The organism is Enterobacter cloacae complex sp. 397G4 (genome assembly GCF_050031515.1).
Classification (GTDB): domain Bacteria; phylum Pseudomonadota; class Gammaproteobacteria; order Enterobacterales; family Enterobacteriaceae; genus Enterobacter; species Enterobacter hormaechei_C.
In genome coordinates this window covers 4234017-4258557 of sequence record NZ_JBLGWE010000001.1, presented here as the reverse complement: position 1 = coordinate 4258557, position 24541 = coordinate 4234017, and the positions used below count along the sequence as shown (strand labels likewise).

Below are 24541 nucleotides of genomic sequence, written 5' to 3'. Positions count from 1 at the left end.
TAAGGATAGATGTATGCTGTGAATTAAAAAAGGGAATCAATTGATTCCCTAAATAATTATCCGAAACGCACGTCGCGCCCGTGCGGTTCATCCAGGTCCTGCCACGGGCCAATGGAGATAATGCCCGTTGGGTTGATGGTCTTATGACTGCGGAAATAGTGGGTGCGAATATGGTCAAAATTGACCGTCTCCGCAATCCCCGGCATCTGATAGATGTCGCGCAGGAAACCGTGCAGGTTCAGGTAATCACTGATGCGATGCTTGTCGCACTTGAAGTGGGTGACATATACCGGATCAAAGCGGATCAGCGTCGTCCACAGGCGGATGTCTGCTTCGGTGAGGCGATCGCCCGCTAAATAACGATGCTGGCCGAGGATCTGCTCCAGGCGCTCCAGGGATCCAAACACGTTGCCGACCGCTTCGTCGTACGCTTCCTGACTGGTGGCAAAGCCCGCTTTGTAGACGCCGTTGTTAACGTTGTCGTAGATCCAGCCGTTCAGCTCGTCAATTTTCTCGCGCAGCTCAACCGGGTAGTAATCCCCGGCACGGGCACCGTGCGCGTCAAACGCGGTATTGAACATGCGAATGATTTCAGCGGATTCATTGCTGACGATCGTCTGGTTTTTCTTGTCCCACAGCACAGGCACCGTTACGCGTCCGGTGTAGTGCGGATCGGCGCGCAGATAGAGCTGATACAGGAAATCGTGATGATAAAGCTCATCACCCGTCGCGGCCGGGAAGCCACTGTCGAACGTCCAGCCGTTTTCCAGCATCAGCGGGTTGACCACCGAAACCGGAATTAACGATTCGAGACCTTTAAGTTTGCGCACAATCAGCGTGCGGTGCGCCCACGGACAGGCGAGAGAAACATACAGATGATAACGATCTTTTTCCGCCGCAAAGCCCCCTTCGCCACTCGGGCCGGGTGCGCCGTCGGCGGTCAGCCAGTTACGGAAGGCCGAAACAGAGCGCTTAAAGCGTCCACCGGTGGATTTGGTGTCATACCAGACATCCTGCCAGACGCCGTCTACGAGTTGTCCCATTTTTTACTCCTCCGTCAGATAGCAAAAGCGAGGAGATGTCTCCTCGCTTTGAATGTAATCAGTATAGCCTGCTTACCACTTCTTATTCAGAAGACGGTCGATGCTGTAGGCGCCCGGACCCGTGATAGCCAGCAGCAGGAAGCCGCCCGCGATGGTCAGGTTTTTCATGAACATCAGGGAGTTCACGCCTTCCGCAAAGTTGCTGTGGAAGATGAACGCGGTCAGCAGGGTAAAGCCTGCGGTGAACAGCGCCGTAGTGCGGGTCAGGAAACCGAACAGCACTGCCAGGCCGCCGCCGAACTCAAGCAGAATGGTCAGTGGCAGCAGGAACCCCGGCACGCCCATCGCTTCCATATACTGCTGAGTGCCCGCATAGCCGGTAATTTTGCCCCAGCCTGCGGTGATGAACAGAACAGGCATCAGAATACGCGCTACCAGTACACCAACATCTTCTAATTTTTTCATTTTACTCTCCAGGAAACCACATCAGCGGCTAAACGTTATTTGCTTGCAAATTCGGGTAGATACCGCGTCTTTGCTGTCGATGGAGAGGAGTGTAAACGGGGCGGATGGCAAATGTTAGCAAGGAAAACTGTTAATCTTCTTCAAAGATATTGAGTAAGGGAGGGGGTTTTGCCGGGTAGCGGCTACGCCTTACCCGGCCTACACGCAATCGTAGGCCGGGTAAGCGCAGCGTCACCCGGCAAGAAGGCTAGCGCAACTGCTGTTGTCGCAGCGTGGTTTTCACCAGCCGCCAGGCGCTCCAGGCGCCAAAGCCGCGGCGTGCCCAGCGGATCAGCATGTTAGGATGCCGAACCGACCAGATCGCCATCACGCTGCTGCCGACCAGCGCCCATGAGCGCAGGCTCAGGACCGTGTTCCAGCCGCGGTCAAACCGATGCGTGGCTTCAACCCAGTCTCGACGGCTGGCAGACAAATCCAGCCGCTGCTGCTGGATTTGGCTCAACAGATACGCTTTCCGCTTTTGACGTTCGGCTTTGTCGCTCACGACTTATCATCCTCCAGCAGGGCGCGGTCGTTGGCCAGCTCCTGGCGCGTATGGCGCAGGAAGGTCGACGTGCGCGCTTTATGCAGGGTCCAGATACCGCCTATCAGCGCCGCCACCAGCAGAACCACGGTAGTCGCAATCATCGCGTTCAGACGATACTGTGGATCGATAGCCCAGATGATTAACACCATCAGGCTCATCAGACCAAACGCGGCAAAGAGCATCGTAAGCCCAAGCATGAGCAGCATCTGGAAGAGGTTGGCTTTCTCCTCTTCCAGCTCCACTACCGCAAGCCGGACGCGCGTTTCGGCAATCCCGACCAGCGTCGTAAGAATACGCTGGCCGATGCCGAGGACGTTTTTAGCAGGCCCTTGTGCGTGACGTGGATCTTCCATAATCAACGACGCGTCAGCAGGACACCCAGCACCACACCCACTGCGGCGCCAATACCTACACCCGTCCATGGATTATCACGTACATATTCGTCTGCGCGCGCTGCCGCTTCGCGGGTTTGTTTCGCCAGCGCGTCACCGGTTTCGCCCAGACGGTAACGGCTCTCTTTCAGTGCCTGCTCCGCTTTGCTGCGCAGTTTACTTACTTCTTCTTTCGATTTATCCGCAGAAGAGTTCAGCACCTCTTCCAGGGTGTCCGCCAGGGATTTCAGTTCAGCGCGCAGATTTTCTGAAGTTGTATCTTTTGACATGATTCTCTCCTGTTGAGATTTCCGTTAACTCAATAATCGCGAGCTTCCAGCGCTTTCAGTTCGTCCTGCGCCTCTTGCAACTTCCTCTCGCGCTTGGCAATTTTTTCCGCATCACCTTTCTCTTTCGCTTCCTGTAGGTCTTGACGGCGCTCGGCTATCTCGTCCTTCTGTTCAGCGATTTTTTCCTGATGATCGGCACGCAGCTTGCTGTCCGTACAGTTGTCTTTCACTTCGCTCAACGCTTTTTTCAGCCCGTCGATCCGGTGCTGATTGTTATGCTTTTCGGCATAACTGATTTCGCGTTGGATATCCTGTTCTTTCTCCTGACAAAGAGACATAGCGAAGGAAGCTGTGCTTAAAGAAAAAAGGGCCAGAGCCAGAGTGATGCGGTATTTCATTATAGAAACCTTCCATTGTGTTACGGCGTAAACCGTGTTCCAGAACTATGCGGAGAACATCTGAGGGGTGCTCCGCGTACTTAAGCATAGTAAGTAAACGGGAGTTTCACCAAAGTAGGTGAAAATATTCGGAATCTTAGTCGTTAACCAAATCGATGCGACGTGTCGCGTAACCGTGACATCCAGGAGGCTACGTGGCTGTCATCATCCTGTTGCGCAATGATGTAACCCTGCGGCAGCGTGCGGTCCAGCACGGCTTTCGCCGCGGCGCTTTGCGCACTGGAGTCAAATTTTATCAGCAGCACATCGTCTTGCGGCGTGATGCTCTTAAAGCGGATCCCGTTTGCGTCCAGATGATGCCAGATTGAAAAACCATCCGGCACGCTGGTTCCCTGGCTCACAGGACGGATAGCCAGCGTCGACTCCTGATGCTGTAGCGCAGACCACAGCAGGATAAGAGCGCTGAACATCATCAGCGCGACGATAGCGTAAGAGAAGCGGCGCATCGCGAGCGGGGAGATGACCATCGTTAACCCCTGGCTCCGTATTTCTTCTTCCACAGTACGACCAGGGACCCGACCAGGCCAAACACCAGCAGAACGACGGGCAGCAGCATCAGGCAAGACATCAGCTGATCTTCATATTTCATAAAGACCGGCGTTTTACCCAGCGCGTAGCCGAGCGTGGTCAGGATCAGCACCCACAGCAAGCCGCTCATCCAGTTAAAGAACTGGAAGCGCGTACTGCTCAGGCCGGACAAGCCCGCAATGGTGGGCAGCAGGGTGCGTACGAATGCGATAAAGCGGCCGATCAGTAAGGCGGAAAGCCCATGCTTATGGAAAAGGTGGTGCGCTCGCTGGTGGTAATGGGCCGGAAGGTGCGAAAGCCAGTTCTGAACGATTCGCGTGTTACCCAGCCATCGCCCCTGAATGTAACTCACCCAGCAGCCCAGGCTGGCGGCAATGGTCAAAAGCAGGACCGTTTGCGGGAAAGCCATCGCCCCTTTTGCACAGAGCACCCCGACCAGCACCAGCAGGCTGTCGCCGGGTAAAAAGGCAGCAGGCAGCAGACCGTTCTCAAGGAACAGGATCATAAATAACACAAAGTAGAGCATGCCAATCATGGACGGGTTGGCCAGCGTTTCGAAATCCTGAGCCCAGAGGGCGTTCAGTAGTTGGGTCAAAAGTTCCATTCAGTGTTCCTGGAAATCGGTTAACGTCACGCCTGTCATTCGGGAAAACAGCACGGCGACATTGTTATGATTTCATTATGGTCGCTCGCGGACACATTGATGTGTGGCCAACACTGTTCCCTGTTAATTGGCTGGTTAGCAAGCACTAACTTACAAAATAACGAAGTGAATCCAATTGTAACAAAGCCCGACGTTCTGCGTCACAGAATTTGAGGGGAAACACGATTTTGGCGTAAGCCACGGAGGGGAGCGAGAAATTTTACAAAGGCTGACACTATAGAGGTTTTCTTACCCTGTCTGGCCGGAAGGCGCGGCGGTGCGCCTGCCAGCCGTTCGGGGGATTATTTTGCGAGATTGGTCGCGGTATCGAGGTGAACGACCGGATTATCGGCAAAAAGATAGCGGTCAGCGTTAAATTCAAAGTCATCACTTGTTTCATTAAACAGCATCTGTTTGGTGTTCTCCAGGTGCTGCCACATTGCCAGTTTCGCCGCATGCGGATCTTTACGAATCAGAGCCTTAAGAATCTGGTCGTGGTCGTCACACCAGTTATCTACCGTGCGGGAATCAATGTGATCGTGCAATTTCTTCCAGTACGGGTTGTGAACGCGCTGAGTCCACATTTTTTCAACGATTGCCGCCAGCGCCGTATTCTGAGTCGCAAGGGCGACCTGGACGTGGAATTGCAGGTCCCATTCGGAATCGCGGAAACATTTTTCTTTACGCGCATGATCCTGGATTTCCATCAGCTTCATGATGTCCTGCTTGGTCACCTGCGTCGCAGCAAATTCCGCAATGTTGCTTTCAATCAGCTGGCGAGCCTGGAGAAGCTCAAACGGACCGTAGCTAGCAAACTCCAGACTTTCGTCCGAGGTGGGGGAGTGTTTCGCCTGGCTGGAAATCACATGAATGCCGGAACCTTTGCGTACCTCAACATATCCTTCCACTTCCAGCATGATGATGGCTTCGCGGACCACCGTACGGCTGACGCTTTTTTCATCCGCAATGAAACGCTCAGCGGGAAGTTTATCACCGACAAGATAGACCCCTTGCTCGATGCGATCTTTCAGCTCGGCGGCAAGTTGTTGATATAAACGACGTGATTCGGTGATTTCCATATGCGCTCCAGGCAGGGTACGGCGAATGATTTGTTATACCACTTTTGCGTGCCACTCTCCAGATTTCACCATGAAAAAAGCCGCCCGTAGGCGGCTTTTGAGAAGATTTTGCCGGGTGCGCTTCGCTTGCGCGGGCCTATGGGTTTTGTAGGCCGGGTAAGGCGTAGCCGCCACCCGGCACAACAACGCTAACTCTGCGTCGCCGGTCCCCCAAGGGACTCTTTCGCCAGTTCATCGGCGGATTTGCTCTTCAGCACCGTCCAGATAACCACCGCACCCATCAGGTCGAAGATAGCCAGTACCGCGAACAGCGGGCTGAAACCAATCGTATCTGCCAGCGCGCCGACCACCAGCGCAAACAGGGTACTTGCGGTCCAGGCGGCCATACCGGTCAGGCCGTTGGCGGTAGCGACTTCGTTACGACCAAACACGTCGGACGAGAGCGTAATCAGCGCACCGGACAGAGACTGGTGAGCAAAGCCCCCGATACACAGCAGGGCGATAGCCACGTAAGGGCTGGTGAACAGGCCGATCATGCCCGGGCCGATCATCAGCAGGGCGCCCATGGTGACCACCATCTTACGGGACACAATCAGGTTCACGCCAAACCAGCGCTGGAACAGCGGTGGCAGGTAGCCGCCGATGATACAGCCCAGGTCTGCAAACAGCATTGGCATCCAGGCGAACATCGCGATCTCTTTCAGGTTAAAGCCGTAAACTTTAAACATGAACAGCGGGATCCAGGCGTTAAACGTACCCCAGGCCGGTTCTGCCAGGAAGCGTGGCAGGGCGATACCCCAGAACTGACGGGTGCCCAGGATCTGCCAGACGGACATCTTTTTGCCGTTGTCGGTCTGATGCTGAGATTCCTGACCATTAATAATGTAGTCACGTTCTTCGTCAGACAGCTTTTTCTGATCGCGCGGGTGTTTATAGAAGATCAGCCACGCCATGGCCCAGGCAAAGCTCAGCACACCGGAGATGATGAACGCCATCTGCCAGCTGTGCATCACAATCGCCCACACCACCAGTGGCGGAGCAATCATCGCCCCGATGGAGGAGCCTACGTTGAAGTAACCGACAGCGATTGAACGCTCTTTTGCCGGGAACCATTCAGAGCTGGCTTTCAGACCCGCGGGGATCATCGCCGCTTCGGCAGCACCTACCGCACCACGCGCCAGCGCCAGTCCGCCCCAGCTGCCGGCCAGCGCGGTCGCCCCACAGAAGACGGCCCAGGCTACAGCGAAGAAGGCATAACCAATTTTTGTACCCAGAATATCAAGAACATAACCTGCAACAGGCTGCATTACGGTGTAAGCGGCAGAGTAAGCCGCAATGATGTAAGAGTATTGCTGCGTGGAGATATGTAACTCTTCCATCAACGTTGGCGCCGCTGCTGCCACGGTGTTACGTGTCAGGTAGCCCAGCACGGTGCCGAGCGTCACCAGTGCGATCATGTACCAACGTAACCCTTTAATTTTACGCATGTAAAACCTCATCGTTATGTTATTTCCGTGTCGGGACACGGCAACAACTCAACCGTTGCCGGGAGTTGTTCTGTAACGGGAGGGGCGTAACCGGGAACCTGTCCCGGAACGGCCCGAACCTTGCCATAAGTAATCGTGCTAAGTCGGCTTCCGTACCGTTAAATCCGATGTCTCAAACACCGGTAATGCATTCCGTCGGCTTATAGTTTGCGACGGCGAAAAGATAACTTGTCATACAACTTTAAAAGGTGAGTGACATCACAAAAGTGTGAATCTTTGTAGGGACATTATGCGGCGCGCGCAAAGCCAGAACTGGCGCGGTCTGCGAGAGGGTTTACCCCTTTGAGGGTAATTTATTTGTCGACGTTTATTGATCTAACTCACGAAAAAAACGTCGGACTCTGGAAATTGGTGTGATAACTTTGCAGCATCTGAACATAAGCTTTCTGACGCTCCCGTAATGAGGAAGACGATAATGACACCGTTTATGACCGACGATTTTCTGCTAGATACCGAATTTGCTCGCCGCCTGTACCACGACTACGCAAAAGACCAGCCGATTTTCGACTACCACTGCCATTTACCGCCGCAGCAGGTTGCCGAAAATTACCGTTTCAAAAACCTGTATGATATCTGGCTGAAGGGTGACCACTATAAGTGGCGCGCAATGCGCACCAACGGCGTGGCCGAGCGCCTGTGTACCGGCGACGCGACCGATCGCGAGAAGTTTGACGCCTGGGCCGCTACCGTTCCTCACACCATCGGTAACCCGTTATACCACTGGACGCACCTCGAACTGCGTCGTCCGTTTGGTATCACCGGCAAGCTGCTCTCTCCCGCCACGGCGGATGAAATCTGGGATCAGTGCAACGAACTGCTGGCGCAGGATAGCTTCTCGGCGCGCGGCATCATGCAGCAGATGAACGTGAAGATGGTGGGCACCACCGACGATCCGGTCGACTCTCTGGAACATCACGCGGTTGTCGCGAAGGACAGCACGTTTGACATCAAAGTGCTGCCAAGCTGGCGCCCGGATAAAGCCTTCAACATCGAGCTGCCGACCTTTAACGACTACATGGCGAAGCTGGCGGAAGTTTCGGATACCGACATTCGTCGCTTTGGCGATCTGCAAACCGCGCTGACCAAACGTCTGGATCACTTTGCCGCACACGGCTGTAAAGTGTCTGACCACGCGCTGGACGTAGTGCTGTTCGCGGAATCCAGTGAAGCTGAGCTGGACAGTATTCTGGCGCGTCGTCTCTCCGGCGAAGCCCTGAGCGAGCACGAAGTGGCGCAGTTTAAAACCGCGGTGCTGGTGTTCCTCGGTGCGGAATATGCCCGTCGCGGCTGGGTTCAGCAGTATCACATCGGCGCGCTGCGTAATAACAACCAGCGTCAGTTCAAACTGCTGGGCGCGGACGTAGGCTTTGACTCCATCAACGACCGTCCGATGGCGGAAGAGCTGTCAAAACTGCTGAGCAAACAGAACGAGCAAAACCTGCTGCCAAAAACCATTCTGTACTGCCTGAACCCGCGCGATAACGAAGTGCTGGGCACTATGATCGGCAACTTCCAGGGCGAAGGGATGCCGGGCAAGATGCAGTTCGGTTCCGGCTGGTGGTTTAACGATCAGAAAGACGGCATGGAGCGTCAGATGACGCAGCTGGCGCAGCTCGGCCTGCTGAGCCGCTTCGTTGGCATGCTGACCGACAGCCGCAGTTTCCTCTCCTATACCCGCCATGAATATTTCCGCCGCATTCTGTGCCAGATGATTGGCCGCTGGGTGCACGCGGGCGAAGCGCCAGCGGATATCCAGCTGCTGGGCGAAATGGTGAGAAACATCTGCTTTAACAATGCGCGTGACTACTTCGCCATTGAACTGAACTAAGGCCGTTTGAGGTTGATATGCAATACATCAAAATCCATTCGCTGGATAACGTTGCCGTCGCGCTGGCCGATTTAGCCGAAGGGACGGAAGTGACCTTCGACAACCAGTCGGTGACGTTACGCCAGGCCATTGGACGTGGACATAAGTTTGCCCTGATCCCCATCGCGAAAGGGGAGAACGTGGTGAAGTACGGTTTGCCCATCGGTCATGCGCTGGCGGATATTGCGCCGGGTGAATACATTCATTCCCACAATACCCGCACCAATCTCAGCGATCTGGACGAGTACAGCTATCAACCTGACTTCCAGGCAGAAGAAGGACAGGCGGCCGATCGTGAGGTGCAGATCTACCGCCGCGCCAGCGGGGAGGTGGGGATCCGCAATGAACTGTGGATCCTCCCGACCGTCGGCTGCGTGAACGGGATCGCGCGTCAAATTCAGACGCGTTTCCTGAAAGAGACCAACAATGCTGAAGGCACCGACGGCGTGCATCTGTTCAGCCATACCTACGGTTGTTCCCAACTGGGCGACGACCACATCAATACCCGCACCATGCTGCAAAATATGGTGCGTCACCCGAACGCGGGGGCGGTGCTGGTGATTGGCCTCGGCTGTGAAAACAATCAGGTCGACGCCTTCCGCGACACGCTGGGCGAGTTCGATCCTGAGCGCGTGCACTTTATGGTGTGTCAGCACCAGGACGACGAAGTGGAAGCGGGCGTTGAACAGCTGCACCAGCTGTATGAGGTGATGCGTCACGACAAGCGCGAGCCGGGCAAGCTGAGTGAACTGAAGTTTGGCCTGGAGTGCGGCGGATCTGACGGGCTTTCCGGCATTACCGCTAACCCGATGCTGGGCCGCTTCTCAGATTACGTGATTGCCAACGGTGGCACGACAGTGCTGACCGAAGTGCCGGAGATGTTCGGCGCAGAGCGCATTCTGATGAGCCACTGCCGCGACGAAGAGACCTTTGAGAAGACCGTCACCATGGTCAACGATTTCAAACAGTACTTCATCGCCCATAACCAGCCGATTTATGAGAACCCGTCGCCGGGTAACAAGGCGGGCGGGATCACCACGCTGGAAGAGAAATCCCTGGGCTGCACCCAGAAAGCGGGCGCCAGCCAGGTAGTGGACGTGCTGCGCTACGGTGAACGGCTGAAAACGCACGGTCTGAACCTGCTGAGCGCACCGGGCAACGATGCGGTCGCCACCAGTGCGCTGGCGGGAGCGGGCTGTCACATGGTGCTGTTCAGTACCGGGCGCGGCACGCCGTACGGCGGATTTGTCCCAACGGTGAAAATCGCCACTAACAGCGAGCTGGCGGCGAAGAAAAAACACTGGATCGACTTTGATGCCGGCCAGCTGATCCACGGCAAAGCGATGCCGCAGCTGCTGAGCGAATTCGTGGACACGATTGTGGAATTTGCCAGCGGCAGGCAGACCTGCAACGAGAAGAACGACTTCCGCGAGCTGGCGATCTTTAAGAGTGGTGTGACGCTATAAGTGCTTTGTCGGGTGGCGCTAGCGCTTACCCGACCTACTAAATCCTGTAGGCCCGGTAAGGCGTAGCCGCCACCGGGCTTGTCTTTTTAACTGCGCAGGGCGTTCTTCGCTAAACGTGCATCTTCCGCCTGACAGGCCGCTGCGGTAAACAGAACGTCGGTAGAGGAGTTCAGCGCGGTTTCGCAGGAATCCTGCAATACGCCGATAATGAAGCCGACCGCGACAACCTGCATGGCAATCTCGTTCGGAATACCGAACATGTTACAGGCCAGCGGGATCAGCAGCAGCGAGCCGCCCGCCACGCCGGATGCGCCACAGGCACACAGTGATGCAACGACGCTCAGCAGCAGCGCGGTTGGCAGATCCACCGGAATGCCCAGCGTATGCACCGCCGCCAGCGTCAGCACGGTGATGGTGATCGCCGCACCTGCCATGTTCACGGTTGCACCCAGAGGAATCGACACCGAATAGGTATCGCGATCCAGATTCAGCTTCTCCGCCAGCGCCATGTTGACCGGAATGTTTGCCGCCGAGCTGCGGGTGAAGAAGGCATACACGCCGCTTTCACGCAGGCAGGTCAGCACCAGCGGATACGGGTTGCGGCGGATCTGCCAGAACACCAGCAGCGGGTTGATCACCAGCGCCACCAGCAGCATACAGCCGACCAGGACGACCAGCAGCTGCGCGTAGCCCCACAGTGCATCGAAACCGGTGGTTGCCAGCGTGGAGGAGACCAGGCCGAAAATACCGATTGGCGCAAAGCGAATCACCAGCTTCACCATAAAGGTGACAGCGTTGGACATATCGTTCACCAGGTTTTTCGTGGTCTCGTTACCATGACGCAGCGCGAAGCCCAGACCGATCGCCCAGACCAGGATGCCGATGTAGTTCGCGTTCGTCAGCGCGGTGACGGGGTTAGAGACCATGCTCATCAGCAGACCGCGAAGCACTTCCACAATCCCGGACGGCGGGGTGATATCACCGGCCGCGCTGGTCAGGTGCAGCGTGGACGGGAACAGGAAGCTAAACACCACGGCCGTTAAGGCAGCAGAGAAGGTTCCCAGCAGATACAGGAACAGAATAGGGCGAATGTTGGTTTTTTGTCCGTGCTGGTGGTTGGCAATCGACGCCATCACCAGCATCAGCACCAGTACCGGGGCGACGGCCTTCAGTGCGCCAACGAAAAGGGTGCCGAGCAGCCCCGTCGCTTCCGCGGCAGGTTTTGACACCATCGCCAGCAGAATACCCAGTACCAACCCGACCAGAATTTGTTTTACAAGACTGCCCTGCGCCAGGCGCGCGAACAGACCGCGTGATTGTGTGCTCATACGTTATTCCTGAGTGAAATTGCGTTCCATCCTGGATGTGCTCTAAGTCACATTTGTGTCCGGATGTAAGTATTTGTTTGCCTGGTTGAGTATCAGGGAAAGCAGCGAAAGGCGGAAGCGTAAAATGCTGGATTTTACGTGTTGCGTCATGTTTTTTAACTATTGGTTAACGAAAGTGCCGGGTGGCGCTGCGCTTACCCGGCCTACGGGGTGACGTTGTAGGCCCGGTAAGCGTAGCGCCACCGGGCAAAACGCACTAAGCCTGCTGCTTCTTATCGTGCTGGCGGTTAACCCAGGTATTGATAATCAGCGTTACCAGCAGAATGCCAAACACCACGCCGAGCGAAATGGCGATCGGAATATGGTAGAAATCGACGATCAGCATCTTGATACCGATAAACACCAGAATCACCGACAGACCGTACTTCAGCATTGAGAAGCGCTCTGCCGCACCCGCCAGCAGGAAGTACATCGCACGCAGGCCGAGGATGGCGAACAGGTTTGAGGTCAGCACGATGAACGGGTCGGTAGTGACCGCGAAGATAGCCGGGATACTGTCCACCGCGAAAATCACGTCGCTCAGTTCGACCAGAATCAGCACCAGCAGCAGCGGGGTGGCGAACAGCAGGCCGTTCTTACGCACGAAGAAATGCTCGCTCTCGATCTTGTCCGTCATGCGCAGATGACCCCGGATCCACTTCACCAGCGGCTTATCACCGATACCGGTATCGTCTTCTTTCGCCAGCGCCATTTTTACCCCGGTGAACAGCAGGAACGCGCCAAACACATACAGCAGCCATTCGAACTGGGTAATCAGCCAGCTACCGGCGAAGATCATGATGGTACGCAGGACAATAGCGCCCAGCACGCCGTACACCAGCACGCGACGTTGCAGAGCCGCAGGTACGGCGAAGTAGCTGAACAGCATCAGCCAGACGAAGACGTTATCAACCGCCAGGGCTTTTTCAATCAGATAGCCGGTGAGGAAGGCGAGTGCCTGAGGATCGGCCACCGCGCGGCCTTCGGTTGAGGCCAGATACCACCAGAAGGCGGCGCAGAAGAGGAGTGAGAGGGTAACCCATACCAGCGACCAGACGGCGGCTTGCTTGACGCTCATGCCGTGCTCGCCGCGACGACCCTGCAAAAAGAGGTCGATTGCCAGCATGATGAGCACGACAACCGCGAATCCGCCCCACAGCATTGGAGTGCCGACAGAATGCATACTATTTTCCTTACACATAAAAAACAAAAACGGCCATGGTCAGAAGACGATAGCCGTTAGCTTTTTATGCATAGACCTCGCCTTCCGGCAAGGTCTCACTTACAACCACGAAGGTTGCCCGGCGACCGGATGCGGTTTTGCACACATCGTAATGACGATCCACCGGCGAAGAAGTTACTCCCCTTTGCAGGTAACAAATTATGTCAGACCATCGGTTTCGTCAATGGTCTGCACGATTTCATTACACAGTTTTACGCGACGGCTTCCACATTCACGCCGTCTGCGGGGAAGATCACGCCAGTCTGTCGGCGGATCTCTGTTTGCAGCTTCGCCGTGGTGCGGCTGATCGCCACCCCCGGGTGGTTCACTTCGTTGTCTTCTACCAGACGGGCGAAGACCTCTGCCTCATAGAGCATAGTGTTAATATGCTGAGGCTGCGTCAGCTCCTGCGCTTTGCCGCCGCGGGGAACGATGCTTAGCTTCTGACATTCGGAGATTTTTTCGATCACCAGCGAGCCGTCTTCGCCCTGAATTTCGCTTGGCAGTACGGAGTCACTGACCTTCGAGTGCTGCAACGTCACGCTAAAATCACCGTAGTCCAGCACCACAACGCCGTGTGCATCCACGCCGCTTTCCAGCAGGCTGGCGGTGGCGGTTACGCCGTGCGGTTCACCCCACAGGGCGACCGCAGAGGCCAGGCAGTAAAAACCGATATCCATAATCGAGCCATTCGAGAATGCCGGGTTAAAGGTGTTCGGGTTTTCGCCGTCCAGGTAGCGCTGGTAGCGCGAGGAATACTGGCAGTAGTTGATAAAGGCTTTACGCACTTTGCCTATTTTCGGCAGCGATTGCTGCAACAGCAGGAAGTTCGGCAGGCTGGCGGTTTTGAACGCTTCAAACAGTACCACCTGGTTTTCGCGGGCAAGCGCAATGGCGACTTCCACTTCCTCAATATTCGAGGCGAGCGGCTTCTCGCAGATCACATGCTTTTTGTGGCTGAGGAACAGCTTCGTTTGCGGGAAGTGCAGAGAATTCGGGCTGGCGATATAGACCGCGTCAATGGCGTCGCTTTGCGCCATCTCATCGAGCGAGGTGAACAGATGTTCAACCAGGTAGTCATTCGCAAAACTCTGCGCCTGCTCAAGGCTGCGGGAATAGACTGCGGTGAGCTTATATTTGCCGGTTTCGTGGGCGGCGTCGACGAACTGGCGCGTGATCCAGTTCGTACCGATGACTGCGAAACGTATCATAAACGGTTACGTACTCCGTAGCAGGGAACCTAAAGCCACTGTAGCACGTCATCATGACATTTCGCGTGCGCTACTGCGCATTACTCTTTAACGATAAATGCGTCAGCCACAAACGGGTATCAAACTCCAGCTGGTGGTACTGCGGCTCCATATGGCAGCACAGTGAGTAGAACGCTTTGTCGTGCTCTTTCTCTTTCAGGTGCGCCAGCTCGTGCACCACGATCATCCGCAGAAAGGCTTCCGGCGCATTGCGAAAGACGGTCGCGACGCGGATCTCCGCTTTGGCCTTCAGCTTGCCGCCCTGTACGCGGGAGATGGCGGTATGCAGGCCGAGCGCGTTTTTCAGCACGTGGATCTTATTGTCGTACATCACCTTGTTGATCGGCGGAGCGCTCTTAAGATACTGGTTTTTCAGATCCTGCGTATACTGCCAGAGGGCTTTGTCAGTCGCGAAATCATGCGTGCCCGGGTAGCGTTTTTCCAGCACCGCGCCGAGCTTTCCCGCGGCAATCAGGTCACGAACCTGGGAAAGTAAATGCTCCGGATAGCCCTGGAGATAAGTCAGCTGGTTCATCAAAACCCCAAAATAGTGTGAAAACGGGTATACTCACGCACCCTTTTCAGGGATACGCCAAATTTTACCATTCAGGAGGGCCGATGAGCCACTTAGACAACGGTTTCCGTTCACTCAACCTTAAACGTTTCCCGGAAACGGACGACGTTAACCCGCTTCAGGCGTGGGAAGCGGCGGATGAATATCTGCTGCAACAGTTGGATGGGACTGAAATCAGCGGCCCGGTTCTGATCCTGAATGACGCGTTTGGCGCGCTGGCCTGCGCGCTGGCGGAACATGCGCCTTACAGTATCGGCGATTCTTACTTAAGCGAGCTGGCGACGCGTGAAAACCTGCGTCACAACGATATCGAAGAATCCAGCGTGAAGTTCCTCGACAGCACCGCGGACTACCCGCAGGCGCCGGGCGTGGTGCTGATTAAAGTGCCCAAAACCATGGCGCTGCTGGAGCAGCAGCTTCGCGCGCTGCGTAAGGTCGTGACGCCGGATACGCGTATTATCGCGGGTGCCAAAGCGCGCGATATTCACACCTCGACGCTGGAATTGTTCGAGAAAGTGCTCGGCCCAACCACCACTACGCTTGCCTGGAAAAAAGCGCGCCTGATCAACTGTACCTTCAGCGCACCGGCGCTGGCCGACGCGCCGGAGACGCTGAGCTGGAAGCTGGAAGGCACCGACTGGACCATCCACAACCACGCGAACGTTTTCTCCCGTACCGGTCTGGATATCGGCGCACGCTTCTTTATGGAACATCTGCCGGAAAACCTGGAAGGGGAAATCGTTGATCTCGGCTGCGGTAATGGCGTGATTGGCCTGACGCTGCTGGCGAAGAACCCGGAGGCCAGCGTGGTGTTCAGCGACGAATCGCCGATGGCGGTGGCCTCCAGCCGTCTGAACGTGGAAACCAACCTGCCGGAGGCACTGGATCGCTGCGAGTTTATGATCAATAACGCGCTGTCGGGCGTAGAGCCTTTCCGCTTCAACGCGGTATTCTGTAACCCGCCATTCCACCAGAAGCACGCCCTGACGGATAACGTCGCGTGGGAGATGTTCCACCACGCGCGCCGCTGCCTGAAAATCAACGGCGAGCTGTATATCGTGGCGAACCGCCACCTGGACTACTTCCACAAGCTGAAGAAGATTTTCGGCAACTGCGTCACCATTGCCACCAATAACAAATTCGTGGTGCTGAAATCGGTGAAGCTGGGGCGTCGTCGGTAAGATTGGGTATGTGCGGCCTGATGCCCGGTGGCGCTTCGCTTACCGGGCCTACAATGGCCTCGAACCCGTAGGCCGGGCAAGCGAAGCGCCGCCCGGCAATGCCCTAGATCGCCAGAGCTAACTTCGTCCCCTGCGCAATTGCCCGCCGCGCATCCAGCTCCATCGCCACATCGCACCCGCCGATCAAATGCACCGTTTTCCCCGCCTCACGCAGCGGATCCGCCAGATCCCGCTTCGGCTCCTGCCCGGCGCACAAAATCACATGATCCACGCGCAGCAGTTGCGGTTCGCCGCCGATCAGCACGTGCAGCCCGTCGTCGTCGATCTTCTGGTAGCTCACCCCCGGGATCATCTTCACCCCGCGCGAGAGCAGGGTGGCGCGGTGGATCCAGCCCGTGGTTTTGCCCAGCCCTTCACCCGGCTTGCTGGCTTTACGCTGGAGCATCACGATCTGGCGCGGGCTTTTCGGCAGTTGCGGCCCTTCCGGGCGTAGCCCGCCGGACTGGTTCAGGCTGGTGTCGATCCCCCATTCCACGCAGAACTCAGCGATGTTCTGGCTGGTGGCTTCGCCCGGCTGGCTTAAATACATCGCGGTATCAAAACCGATCCCGCCGCAGCCGATGATCGCCACCTTCTCGCCAACCGGCGCTTTGTCCCTTAATACATCCAGATAGCTCAATACCTTCGGATGATCGATGCCTTCGATCGCTGGCGTGCGCGGGGCGATCCCACTCGCGAGGATCACCTCGTCGAAACCGATCAGATCCGCCGCGCTGACAAACTGTTTAAGCCGCAGATCGACGCCCGTCACCTCGATCATCCGGCGGTAATAGCGCAGCGTTTCGTAGAACTCCTCTTTGCCGGGGATCTGTCTGGCGACAGTAAACTGCCCGCCAATCTCCGCCAGCGCATCAAACAGCGTCACGCTGTGCCCGCGCGAGGCGGCATTGACTGCGAACGCCAGTCCCGCCGGGCCTGCGCCCACCACGGCCAGGCGTTTTTTATTGACCGCCGGAACGATCGGCATTTTGGTTTCATGGCAGGCGCGGGGGTTAACGAGGCAGGAGGTGACCTTGCCGACGAAGATCTGATCCAGACACGCCTGGTTACAGCCGATGCAGGTATTAATCTCGTCCGCACGGCCGCTTTGCGCTTTGGAGAGCAGTTCGGCATCCGCGAGGAACGGGCGCGCCATCGATACCATATCGGCATCGCCGCGTGAGATCACATCCTCCGCCACCTGCGGATCGTTAATGCGGTTGGTGGTGACCAGTGGAACGGAGACTTTGCCTTTCAGCTTGCGCGTTACCCAGCTGAACGCCGCGCGCGGCACCGGCGTAGCGATGGTCGGAATGCGCGCTTCGTGCCAGCCAATCCCGGTGTTGATGATGGTGGCGCCAGCGGCTTCAATCGCCTGCGCCAGCTGCACGGTTTCGTCGAAGGTGCCGCCGCCCTCTACCAGGTCGAGCATCGACAGGCGGAAGATGATAATAAAATCCGTACCCGCACGTTCACGCACCGCGCGCACCACCTCCACGGCAAAACGCATCCGGCGGGCATAGTCGCCACCCCATTCGTCGTCGCGCTGGTTGGTGCGTGCGGCGAGGAATTCGTTGATCAGGTAGCCTTCCGAGCCCATCACCTCCACCCCGTCGTAGCCCGCTTCCCGCGCCAGCGCGGCGCAGCGGGCAAAATCGTCTATCAGGGCCAGGATCTCGTCGTGGCTGAGGGCATGGGGAGTAAAGCGGTTAATCGGCGCCTGAATAGCCGAGGGGGCAACCAGGTTCGGTTGATAGCTGTAGCGCCCGGTATGCAGAATTTGCAGGGCGATTTTGCCGCCCTCGCGGTGGACCGCGTCGGTCACAATGCGGTGATGCGGCAGCTGTGACGCATCGTTCAACACTGCGCCGCCCTCCATCGTCACGCCGGAAGGGGCAGGGGCTATGCCGCCGGTGACAATCAGCGCCACCCCGTGGCGCGCGCGCTCGGCATAGAAGGCTGCCAGACGTTCAGCCCCGTCCGGACGCTCCTCCAGCCCGGTGTGCATCGAGCCCATCAGCACGCGGTTTTTGAGGGTGGTGAACCCCAGATCGAGAGGGGCGAATAACGACGGGTAGCGGCTCATAGTCTCTTCCAGTGTAAAATTATTGTTATGTGGTCGGATGAGTTACTAATTTAGCCAGCGGTAGCGGAAAGGTAAAAGCGGGATCGAATGATTGTGATAGATCTCAAAGAACTTCCCCGGTGGCGCTGCGCTTACCGGGGCTACAAACCGTAGGCCGGATAAGCGCAGCGCCATCCGGCGTATTTTACGGCGCTGCTGCCCGCACCAGCCCCGGTGCCTGCCACATCGACGTCGTCAGCCCGCTGTCCACCAGCCCAAGCTGGTCGGCATACACCGCCTGCCATTTCTGCATCATGCCGTCGTACAGCTCGCGGTGCTGCGGGTTCGGCGTGAACTCGCGGCTCCACTTCACCAGCCGCTCGCCCGTCGAAGCCATATCCGCAAACAACCCCGCGCCAGCACCTGCCGCAATCGCGCAACCCAGCGCCGTTGCCTCTTTGACTTCCGGCACGCGCACCGGCAGCCCAGTAACGTCGCTTAAAATCTGGCTCCACAGGGCGCCTTTGGCCCCGCCACCCGCAAACACCAGGCTCTCAAACGTCACGCCGGAGAAGCGCGAAATCTGCGCCAGGTTGCAGGCCGAGACGATGGCCGCGTTCTCTTCCAGCGCGCGGAACAGCGTCGCTTTGTTGCACTTTTCCGGGTCGATGGAGAGGTTAATAAACGACGGCGCTGCGTGATACCACTGCTTAAAATGCATCGCGTCGGAGAAGATCGGCATCACGCCGTGGGAGCCCGCCGGGACGCGGCTCGCCATCTCTTCGAGCAGGGAGTAGGTGTCCATTCCCATTCGTTCGGCAATCAGCTTCTCTTCGGCGCAGAAGGCGTCGCGGAACCAGCGCATGGTTAGCCCGGTAAAGAAGCTGATCGACTCCGCCTGCGCCATGCCGGGGATGACGTGCGGGTTTACGCGGATGTTCATCTCAGGGTCGGTGCGCACCTGCGGCAGATTCACCACCTGCTGCCAGAAGGTGCCGGCGAGAACCGCCGTTTGTCCGGCGCGCACCACGCCCAGCCCCAGACAGCCCAGCTGCACGTCGCCGCCGCCCATCACCACCGGTGTGCCTTCGCGCAGGCCGCTCTGCTGCGCGGCCTCTTTGGTGACAGCGCCCAGCACGGTGCCGGTCTCTTTCACCGGAGAGAGAATATCGGCGCGCAGCCCGGCCATGTCGAGCAGCGCCGGACGCCAGTCGCGGGAGAAGAGATCCAGCATGCCGGTGGTGCCCGCATTGGACGGATCGACCGCCAGCTCACCGGAGAGCTTCGCCGCCAGCCAGTCGCTGATCATGGTGATGGTGGCGGCTTTACGATAAATATCCGGACGATGGTGCGCCAGCCACAGCAGGCGCGGCATGGCGCTGAGGGCAAGCGTCTGGCCGGAAACATCATACACTTCGGATTCAAACCGGTAGTCGTGGATCTCTTTGAGTTCAGCCACCTCGCGGCTGGCGCGGGCGTCGACGTTGGCGCAGGCCCAGATAGCCTCGCCGTTGCGGTCGTACAGCACAATCCCTTCGCGCATCGAGCAGCAGGCGACGGACTGAATATCCGCCGCGCTCAGGCGTGCGCGCTCCAGCGCCTGATGAATACACCGGCAGGCCAGCCGCCAGTTGGTGTCGAGGTCGAACTCCATCGAGCCCGGCACGTTCTCCACGCTCAGGTGCTTCCACTCGGCCTGGCCAACGGCAATCTGGTTGCCCTGTAAATCAAAAATCACGGCGCGAACGCTGCCTGTCCCTGCATCTAACGCTAAAAGGTAACTCATGAGCTTGCCTCGTGTCAGGCGCAGGGCTGCTCTTATCCGGCCAGAGCCAGCACCGCGCGGGCTGTCGTCTCTTCCGTCACCAGGCCATTAATACGGCGACCTTTCAGTGCGGCATAAATCGCATCGGCTTTCTCTTCCCCTCCGGCCACGCCTACGATGGTGGGCAGCTGCGCCAGTTCATCGAGCGTGACGCCCAGTAATTCTTTGTGGATCTCCAGCTCCTCAACGCATTCCCCTTCGGCATTGAGGAAATAGCCAAGGATATCGCCCACCGCGCCTTTACGGGCGTACATCAGCTGTTCACCTTCGCTGATATAGCCGGAGCGCAGTATCGTCGCGTCACGGCGCTGGTTTACCGAGCCAATCCCGACCACCGCCACGTCAGCCGCGGTGGCGGCGAGGATCACGTCCCGCACGCTGGTTTCGCGCTTTAAGATCCCGGCGACTTCAGCGGATGACACGCGAAGCGGGGCGGGGATCATGCTGACGCTACAGGCTGCATCCAGCTGGCCGATACCGGTCATATACGGCCCGACGCCGCCGGAGAGCGTCACCAGGCGGATCTGCTGCGAGCTGATAAAGCCGCTTAAGTGTTGCAGACTGCTCATGGTGGTTTCACCGAAGCCCACCGCTAACAGCTGGCCGGGTTGCAGTACGCCCATCAGCGACTGTGCCGCGCCAATGCCCAGCCGCACGTTCATCGGCGGCGTATTCAGGGCGGGCATCACGCGCACCAGCTTCAGGCCAAATCGTTGTTGCAGCTCGGTTTCCAGCGCCAGGCAGCCCTCGTAGCGGGAGTTGATCTGCACGCGGATCACCCCGGACTGACGGCCTTTCTCCAGCAGGCGGGAGATCTTCAGACGCGGCAGCCCGAGCCGTTCGCCGATGTCGTTCTGGGTCAGCCCGTCGTGGTAGTAGCACCAGGCCACGCGCGCCACCAGCTCCTCTTCCGCCAGTGCCAGCCCGGCAAACCGTCCTTCTTCCGCAGTGCGTTTATCGCTCATAATTGAACTCTTATAAAAATTTAGATCATATGTTCGTGATGGTGCGACGTGAAAATGTGAGCCACGCGACAAAACGGATCTTTTCGATCGTTTCCGCTTTATCTGAATCTCAATCGATAAAACTGTGATCCCTGCACGGTTGTAAATATAGTTCACCGTCTACGCTTTTGAACATTATTAAATCTAAAAATCATTTGTTCAATAGCGGAGCGATGATGACACCACTTCTCGACGCGCGTGATATCAGCAAGCAGTTTTCAGGCGTACCGGTCTTAAAAGGCATTGATTTCACGCTGCTTGCGGGGCAGGTGCATGCGCTGATGGGCGGTAACGGCGCGGGAAAATCGACGCTGATGAAGATCATCGCCGGGGTAGAAACCCCGGATAGCGGTGAACTTTCGGTGGCGGGTGAGTCTTTTGCACGGCTTACCCCGGCGCAGGCGCACAGGTTAGGCATTTATCTGGTGCCGCAGGAGCCGCTGCTATTTCCCAACCTGACGGTGCGGGAAAACATCCTGTTTCGTCTGCCGCGAGAGCGCGATCGGGAAAAACGCCTGGCGGAAAAACTCCGGCAGCTGCAATGCCAGCTTAACCTCGACGCTACCGCCAGCACCCTCGAGGTGGCGGACCAGCAGATGGTGGAGATCCTGCGCGGGCTGATGCGCAACGCCAGAATTCTGATCCTTGATGAACCCACGGCCTCGCTGACGCCCGGTGAAACCGAACGGCTGTTTCGCCAGATCCGCGCCTTGCAGGATCTTGGCGTCGGGATTGTTTTTATCTCGCATAAGCTGCCGGAGATTCGACAGCTGGCGAGTCACGTCTCAGTGATGCGCGACGGCGCGGTGGTGCTCAGCGGCGAAACTGCGCATTTTGACGATAACGCCCTGATCGCCGCCATGACGCCTGTAAGCCGGGAAGCATCCCTGAGCGATACGCAAAAGCTGTGGCTGGCGCTGCCGGGCAACCGCCGCACCCAGGCGCAGGATTTTCCCGTGCTGCGCGTGGAAGCGCTCACCGGGGAGGGCTTTATCGATCTCAGCCTTGAGATTTACGCCGGGGAGATCGTTGGTCTGGCCGGGCTGGTGGGGTCCGGGCGCACCGAGTTTGCCGAAACGCTCTACGGCCTGCGTCCGGTTCGCGGCGGGCGGGTGTGGCTGGAGAGCCAGGAGATCACCGCCGATCCGGTCAGTTCACGCCTGCAAAAAGGGCTGGTCTATCTGCCGGAAGACAGGCAGGTGTCCGGCCTGTTTCTCGACGCGCCGATCCGCTGGAACACCGTGGCGCTGAACGAGCCGTCGCTCTGGCAGCAGCGAAAGCGGGAGTCTGCGGTAGTGGAACGCTATCACCGGGCGCTGGGGATCAAGCTCAACCATGCGGATCAAACCGTGCGCACGCTCTCGGGCGGCAACCAGCAGAAGGTGCTGCTGGCGCGCTGTCTTGAGGCCAACCCGCTGCTGCTGATCGTCGATGAACCGACGCGCGGCGTGGACGTATCGGCGCGCGCTGATATTTATCAGCTGCTGAAAAGCGTGGCGGCGCAGAACGTGGCGGTGCTGATGATCTCAAGCGATCTCGATGAGTTTCCCGGCCTCGCGGATCGGGTGCTGGTAATGCATCAGGGCGTGCTCAGCGGCGAGCTGCCGCGCCACGCCGTCAGCCTCGACCGGATGATGGCGCTGGCGTTTGGAGGGCAATCATGAAGATCTTACTGAAAAACCGCGAGCTGAGCGCGTTTCTCTCCATTCTGGCGCTGTTCGCCGTGCTGGTGGCGCTGAACCCGTCCTACCTGAGCTTACAGACGCTGGGGATGATCTTCGCCAGCTCGCAGATCTTGATCCTGCTGGCTATCGGCGCGGCGCTGGTGATGCTGACCCGCAATATTGACGTCTCCGTCGGCTCCACCGTCGGGCTTTCGGCGATCGCCGTCGGCGTGGCGCTGAACAGCGGCTACAGCCTGCCCGTTTCCATTCTCTTCGCGCTGTCGATTGGCGCGCTGGCGGGGGCGTTCAACGGTTTTCTGGTGGTGGGCCTGCGCATTCCGGCGATTGTCGCCACCCTCGGCACGCTGGGGCTGTATCGTGGGGCGATGCTGCTGTGGACCGGCGGGAAGTGGATAGAAGGGCTGCCGCCGGGGCTGAAATCTCTCTCTGAGCCCGCCGCCGTCGGCATTTCGCCGCTCGGCATGCTGGTGTTGATTATCGCGGCCACCGGCGGGTGGACGCTGTCGCGCACCGCCTTTGGACGTGATTTTTACGCCGTGGGAGATAACCTCGCCGCCGCGCGCCAGCTGGGCGTGGCGGTGAACCGCACCCGCATGATCGCCTTTACACTCAACGGCATGCTGGCGGCCTGCGCCGGAATTGTGTTTGCCGCGCAGATTGGCTTTGTACCCAACCAGACCGGCAGCGGGCTGGAGATGAAGGCCATCGCCGCCTGCGTGCTCGGTGGCATCTCGCTGCTGGGCGGCACCGGCACGCTGGTCGGCGCCTTCCTCGGCGCGTTCTTCCTCACCCAAATCGATACCGTGCTGGTGCTGTTCAGGCTCCCGGCGTGGTGGAACGACTTTATCGCCGGGCTGGTGCTGCTGGGTGTGCTGGTGCTCGACGGGCGGCTGCGTCAGGCGCTCTCACGGCATCAGCGGGCGCTGAAATACAGCCGTTTCCAGCCGGGTAACAAAGGGGGAAAGCACGTTACCCCGTTTCCGAAACGCAAAAAAGAGGTGGCGTAAATGAGGCTTAACTGGGAAAGCGCGCTGCTGATTTTACTGGTGCTGGAGATCCTGCTCTTCGGCGCCATCAACCCGCGCATGCTTGATATCAACATGCTGCTGTTCAGCACCAGCGACTTTATCTGCATTGGCATCGTGGCGCTGCCGCTTACGCTTGTGATTATCAGCGGCGGGATCGATATCTCCCTCGGCTCAACCATCGGCCTGTGCGCCATCGCGCTGGGGGTGATGATGCAGGCAGGGTGGCCGATGGCGGTTGCCATCCCTCTGACGCTGCTGCTCGGCCTGCTGTGCGGGCTGGTGAATGCGGCGCTGATCCACTACACCGGCATCAGCCCGTTGGTCATTACCCTCGGCACGCTCTACCTCTACGGCGGCGGGGCGCTGCTGCTCTCCGGCATGGCGGGGGCGACGGGCTACGAGGGGATCGGCGGCTTCCCGGACAGCTTTACCACCTTCGCTAACCTCACGGTGGTGGGCCTGCCGATCCCGCTGGTGCTGTTCGCGGTGATTACCGCTTTCTTCTGGCTGATTACCCACCGCGGGCGCTTTGGTCGGCATCTGTTTTTAATCGGTCAGAATCCGCGTGCGGCGCGCTATGCGGCGCTGTCGGTGAACGGCATGCTGTACGCGCTGTACGGCCTGGTGGGGGTAGCCTCGGCGGTTGCCGCGCTGGTGATGGTTTCCTATTTCGGTTCCGCGCGCTCGGATCTGGGGCGCGATTTACTCATGCCCGCGCTCACCGCCGCCGTACTCGGCGGGGCAAATATCTACGGCGGGTCAGGTTCGGTTGTCGGTACGGCGCTGGCGGCGCTGCTGGTGGGGTACCTGCAACAGGGTTTACAGATGGTCGGCATCCCCAACCAGGTGTCGAGCGCGCTGTCAGGGGCGCTGCTGGTTGTGGTGGTGATGGGACGTTCGCTGAGTCTGCACCGCGAATGGGTGCGTTCTCTCTTCAGAAAACTATCCGGAGCGTAAG

At 58.0% G+C, this 24541-nt stretch carries 23 protein-coding genes; 6 read left to right on the top strand and 17 right to left on the bottom strand.

Features of this window, described 5'->3' with window-relative positions:
- Window positions 1-56: 56 nt before the first annotated feature.
- The 10 genes from ACQG1Y_RS20500 to ACQG1Y_RS20455 all read right to left on the bottom strand — a co-directional run bounded on the left by ACQG1Y_RS20500 (window position 57) and on the right by ACQG1Y_RS20455 (window position 6950).
- Entirely contained in the window at window positions 57-1043 is a 987-nt protein-coding gene (locus ACQG1Y_RS20500; protein WP_017382429.1) for a glutathione S-transferase family protein, read from the bottom strand.
- A 72-nt stretch (window positions 1044-1115) separates the two neighbouring features.
- Window positions 1116-1508: a DoxX family protein gene (locus ACQG1Y_RS20495; RefSeq protein ID WP_006812075.1), complete on the bottom strand. Its 393-nt coding sequence runs from the start codon at window positions 1506-1508 to the stop codon at window positions 1116-1118.
- A gap of 247 nt (window positions 1509-1755) precedes the next feature.
- Window positions 1756-2052, bottom strand: a complete 297-nt coding sequence (locus ACQG1Y_RS20490; protein ID WP_003862649.1) for a YqjK-like family protein — start codon at window positions 2050-2052, stop codon at window positions 1756-1758.
- Window positions 2049-2447, bottom strand: a complete 399-nt coding sequence (locus ACQG1Y_RS20485; protein ID WP_003862647.1) for a phage holin family protein — start codon at window positions 2445-2447, stop codon at window positions 2049-2051. The genes ACQG1Y_RS20490 and ACQG1Y_RS20485 overlap by 4 nt, the downstream gene beginning before the upstream one ends.
- 2 nt (window positions 2448-2449) lie before the next feature.
- Window positions 2450-2755: a DUF883 family protein gene (locus tag ACQG1Y_RS20480; RefSeq protein ID WP_003862645.1), complete on the bottom strand. Its 306-nt coding sequence runs from the start codon at window positions 2753-2755 to the stop codon at window positions 2450-2452.
- A 29-nt stretch (window positions 2756-2784) separates the two neighbouring features.
- Entirely contained in the window at window positions 2785-3153 is a 369-nt protein-coding gene (locus ACQG1Y_RS20475) for a DUF1090 domain-containing protein (RefSeq protein ID WP_017382428.1), read from the bottom strand.
- Between the two features lie 143 nt (window positions 3154-3296).
- Window positions 3297-3680, bottom strand: coding sequence for an EnvZ/OmpR regulon moderator MzrA (gene mzrA, locus ACQG1Y_RS20470; protein ID WP_047741490.1), 384 nt, complete (start codon window positions 3678-3680; stop codon window positions 3297-3299).
- A 2-nt stretch (window positions 3681-3682) separates the two neighbouring features.
- A complete protein-coding gene (gene yqjA / locus ACQG1Y_RS20465) occupies window positions 3683-4345 on the bottom strand; it encodes a DedA family general envelope maintenance protein YqjA (protein WP_003862638.1) in 663 nt (220 codons plus the stop codon).
- Between the two features lie 341 nt (window positions 4346-4686).
- Window positions 4687-5463 carry a transcriptional regulator ExuR gene (exuR, locus tag ACQG1Y_RS20460; RefSeq protein WP_047741492.1) on the bottom strand — a complete coding sequence of 259 codons (777 nt, stop codon included), beginning with the start codon at window positions 5461-5463 and terminating at the stop codon, window positions 4687-4689.
- A 188-nt stretch (window positions 5464-5651) separates the two neighbouring features.
- On the bottom strand, window positions 5652-6950 hold the full coding sequence (locus tag ACQG1Y_RS20455) for an MFS transporter (protein WP_032672035.1): 1299 nt from the start codon (window positions 6948-6950) through the stop codon (window positions 5652-5654).
- Between the two features lie 475 nt (window positions 6951-7425).
- Between ACQG1Y_RS20455 and uxaC the strand changes: the two genes are divergently transcribed.
- A complete protein-coding gene (gene uxaC, locus ACQG1Y_RS20450) occupies window positions 7426-8838 on the top strand; it encodes a glucuronate isomerase (protein ID WP_017382427.1) in 1413 nt (470 codons plus the stop codon).
- 17 nt (window positions 8839-8855) lie between these two features.
- Complete coding sequence (locus ACQG1Y_RS20445) at window positions 8856-10343, top strand: UxaA family hydrolase (RefSeq protein ID WP_015571940.1); 1488 nt, start codon at window positions 8856-8858, stop codon at window positions 10341-10343.
- An 86-nt stretch (window positions 10344-10429) separates the two neighbouring features.
- Here ACQG1Y_RS20445 and sstT read toward each other — a convergent pair whose 3' ends face one another.
- The 4 genes from sstT to ACQG1Y_RS20425 all read right to left on the bottom strand — a co-directional run bounded on the left by sstT (window position 10430) and on the right by ACQG1Y_RS20425 (window position 14717).
- Window positions 10430-11671: a serine/threonine transporter SstT gene (gene sstT / locus ACQG1Y_RS20440; RefSeq protein ID WP_033487676.1), complete on the bottom strand. Its 1242-nt coding sequence runs from the start codon at window positions 11669-11671 to the stop codon at window positions 10430-10432.
- A gap of 256 nt (window positions 11672-11927) precedes the next feature.
- Window positions 11928-12893, bottom strand: coding sequence for a TerC family protein (locus tag ACQG1Y_RS20435; RefSeq protein WP_017382424.1), 966 nt, complete (start codon window positions 12891-12893; stop codon window positions 11928-11930).
- A 251-nt stretch (window positions 12894-13144) separates the two neighbouring features.
- Complete coding sequence (locus ACQG1Y_RS20430; protein ID WP_047062677.1) at window positions 13145-14143, bottom strand: Gfo/Idh/MocA family protein; 999 nt, start codon at window positions 14141-14143, stop codon at window positions 13145-13147.
- A gap of 70 nt (window positions 14144-14213) precedes the next feature.
- The gene (locus ACQG1Y_RS20425; RefSeq protein ID WP_003862622.1) at window positions 14214-14717 is read right to left on the bottom strand and encodes a YgjP-like metallopeptidase domain-containing protein; all 504 of its coding nucleotides are present in this window, start codon (window positions 14715-14717) and stop codon (window positions 14214-14216) included.
- Between the two features lie 83 nt (window positions 14718-14800).
- Between ACQG1Y_RS20425 and rlmG the strand changes: the two genes are divergently transcribed.
- On the top strand, window positions 14801-15937 hold the full coding sequence (rlmG, locus tag ACQG1Y_RS20420; RefSeq protein ID WP_015571936.1) for a 23S rRNA (guanine(1835)-N(2))-methyltransferase RlmG: 1137 nt from the start codon (window positions 14801-14803) through the stop codon (window positions 15935-15937).
- Window positions 15938-16040: 103 nt separating this feature from the next.
- On the opposite strand, the gene ACQG1Y_RS20415 is transcribed toward rlmG, so the two are convergent.
- From ACQG1Y_RS20415 to lsrR, 3 genes are all read right to left on the bottom strand, one after another.
- Window positions 16041-18062, bottom strand: a complete 2022-nt coding sequence (locus tag ACQG1Y_RS20415) for an NADPH-dependent 2,4-dienoyl-CoA reductase (RefSeq protein ID WP_047716842.1) — start codon at window positions 18060-18062, stop codon at window positions 16041-16043.
- Window positions 18063-18246: 184 nt separating this feature from the next.
- The gene (gene lsrK, locus ACQG1Y_RS20410) at window positions 18247-19827 is read right to left on the bottom strand and encodes an autoinducer-2 kinase (protein ID WP_368740876.1); all 1581 of its coding nucleotides are present in this window, start codon (window positions 19825-19827) and stop codon (window positions 18247-18249) included.
- A 32-nt stretch (window positions 19828-19859) separates the two neighbouring features.
- Complete coding sequence (lsrR, locus tag ACQG1Y_RS20405) at window positions 19860-20831, bottom strand: transcriptional regulator LsrR (RefSeq protein ID WP_015571933.1); 972 nt, start codon at window positions 20829-20831, stop codon at window positions 19860-19862.
- Window positions 20832-21046: 215 nt separating this feature from the next.
- On the opposite strand from lsrR, the gene lsrA reads away from it, so the two are divergent.
- From lsrA to lsrD, 3 genes are read left to right on the top strand one after another with little or no spacing between them, the layout of a single operon-like run.
- Window positions 21047-22534 (top strand): autoinducer 2 ABC transporter ATP-binding protein LsrA, encoded by a 1488-nt coding sequence (gene lsrA / locus ACQG1Y_RS20400; protein WP_032669124.1) that lies wholly within the window; start codon window positions 21047-21049, stop codon window positions 22532-22534.
- A complete protein-coding gene (gene lsrC / locus ACQG1Y_RS20395; protein ID WP_259385076.1) occupies window positions 22531-23562 on the top strand; it encodes an autoinducer 2 ABC transporter permease LsrC in 1032 nt (343 codons plus the stop codon). The genes lsrA and lsrC overlap by 4 nt, the downstream gene beginning before the upstream one ends.
- Window positions 23563-24540 (top strand): autoinducer 2 ABC transporter permease LsrD, encoded by a 978-nt coding sequence (gene lsrD, locus ACQG1Y_RS20390; protein WP_368740877.1) that lies wholly within the window; start codon window positions 23563-23565, stop codon window positions 24538-24540.
- Window position 24541 lies beyond the last annotated feature (1 nt).

Bases quoted from the DNA above. Each gene is read 5' to 3' on its own strand.
- ACQG1Y_RS20500 (WP_017382429.1), bottom strand. From the start codon at position 1,043: ATGGGACAACTCGTAGACGGCGTCTGGCAGGATGTCTGGTATGACACC.
- ACQG1Y_RS20495 (WP_006812075.1), bottom strand. From the start codon at position 1,508: ATGAAAAAATTAGAAGATGTTGGTGTACTGGTAGCGCGTATTCTGATG.
- ACQG1Y_RS20485 (WP_003862647.1), bottom strand. From the start codon at position 2,447: ATGGAAGATCCACGTCACGCACAAGGGCCTGCTAAAAACGTCCTCGGC.
- ACQG1Y_RS20480 (WP_003862645.1), bottom strand. From the start codon at position 2,755: ATGTCAAAAGATACAACTTCAGAAAATCTGCGCGCTGAACTGAAATCC.
- ACQG1Y_RS20475 (WP_017382428.1), bottom strand. From the start codon at position 3,153: ATGAAATACCGCATCACTCTGGCTCTGGCCCTTTTTTCTTTAAGCACA.
- mzrA (WP_047741490.1), bottom strand. From the start codon at position 3,680: ATGGTCATCTCCCCGCTCGCGATGCGCCGCTTCTCTTACGCTATCGTC.
- yqjA (WP_003862638.1), bottom strand. From the start codon at position 4,345: ATGGAACTTTTGACCCAACTACTGAACGCCCTCTGGGCTCAGGATTTC.
- exuR (WP_047741492.1), bottom strand. From the start codon at position 5,463: ATGGAAATCACCGAATCACGTCGTTTATATCAACAACTTGCCGCCGAG.
- ACQG1Y_RS20455 (WP_032672035.1), bottom strand. From the start codon at position 6,950: ATGCGTAAAATTAAAGGGTTACGTTGGTACATGATCGCACTGGTGACG.
- uxaC (WP_017382427.1), top strand. From the start codon at position 7,426: ATGACACCGTTTATGACCGACGATTTTCTGCTAGATACCGAATTTGCT.
- ACQG1Y_RS20445 (WP_015571940.1), top strand. From the start codon at position 8,856: ATGCAATACATCAAAATCCATTCGCTGGATAACGTTGCCGTCGCGCTG.
- sstT (WP_033487676.1), bottom strand. From the start codon at position 11,671: ATGAGCACACAATCACGCGGTCTGTTCGCGCGCCTGGCGCAGGGCAGT.
- ACQG1Y_RS20435 (WP_017382424.1), bottom strand. From the start codon at position 12,893: ATGCATTCTGTCGGCACTCCAATGCTGTGGGGCGGATTCGCGGTTGTC.
- ACQG1Y_RS20430 (WP_047062677.1), bottom strand. From the start codon at position 14,143: ATGATACGTTTCGCAGTCATCGGTACGAACTGGATCACGCGCCAGTTC.
- ACQG1Y_RS20425 (WP_003862622.1), bottom strand. From the start codon at position 14,717: ATGAACCAGCTGACTTATCTCCAGGGCTATCCGGAGCATTTACTTTCC.
- rlmG (WP_015571936.1), top strand. From the start codon at position 14,801: ATGAGCCACTTAGACAACGGTTTCCGTTCACTCAACCTTAAACGTTTC.
- ACQG1Y_RS20415 (WP_047716842.1), bottom strand. From the start codon at position 18,062: ATGAGCCGCTACCCGTCGTTATTCGCCCCTCTCGATCTGGGGTTCACC.
- lsrK (WP_368740876.1), bottom strand. From the start codon at position 19,827: ATGAGTTACCTTTTAGCGTTAGATGCAGGGACAGGCAGCGTTCGCGCC.
- lsrR (WP_015571933.1), bottom strand. From the start codon at position 20,831: ATGAGCGATAAACGCACTGCGGAAGAAGGACGGTTTGCCGGGCTGGCA.
- lsrA (WP_032669124.1), top strand. From the start codon at position 21,047: ATGACACCACTTCTCGACGCGCGTGATATCAGCAAGCAGTTTTCAGGC.
- lsrC (WP_259385076.1), top strand. From the start codon at position 22,531: ATGAAGATCTTACTGAAAAACCGCGAGCTGAGCGCGTTTCTCTCCATT.
- lsrD (WP_368740877.1), top strand. From the start codon at position 23,563: ATGAGGCTTAACTGGGAAAGCGCGCTGCTGATTTTACTGGTGCTGGAG.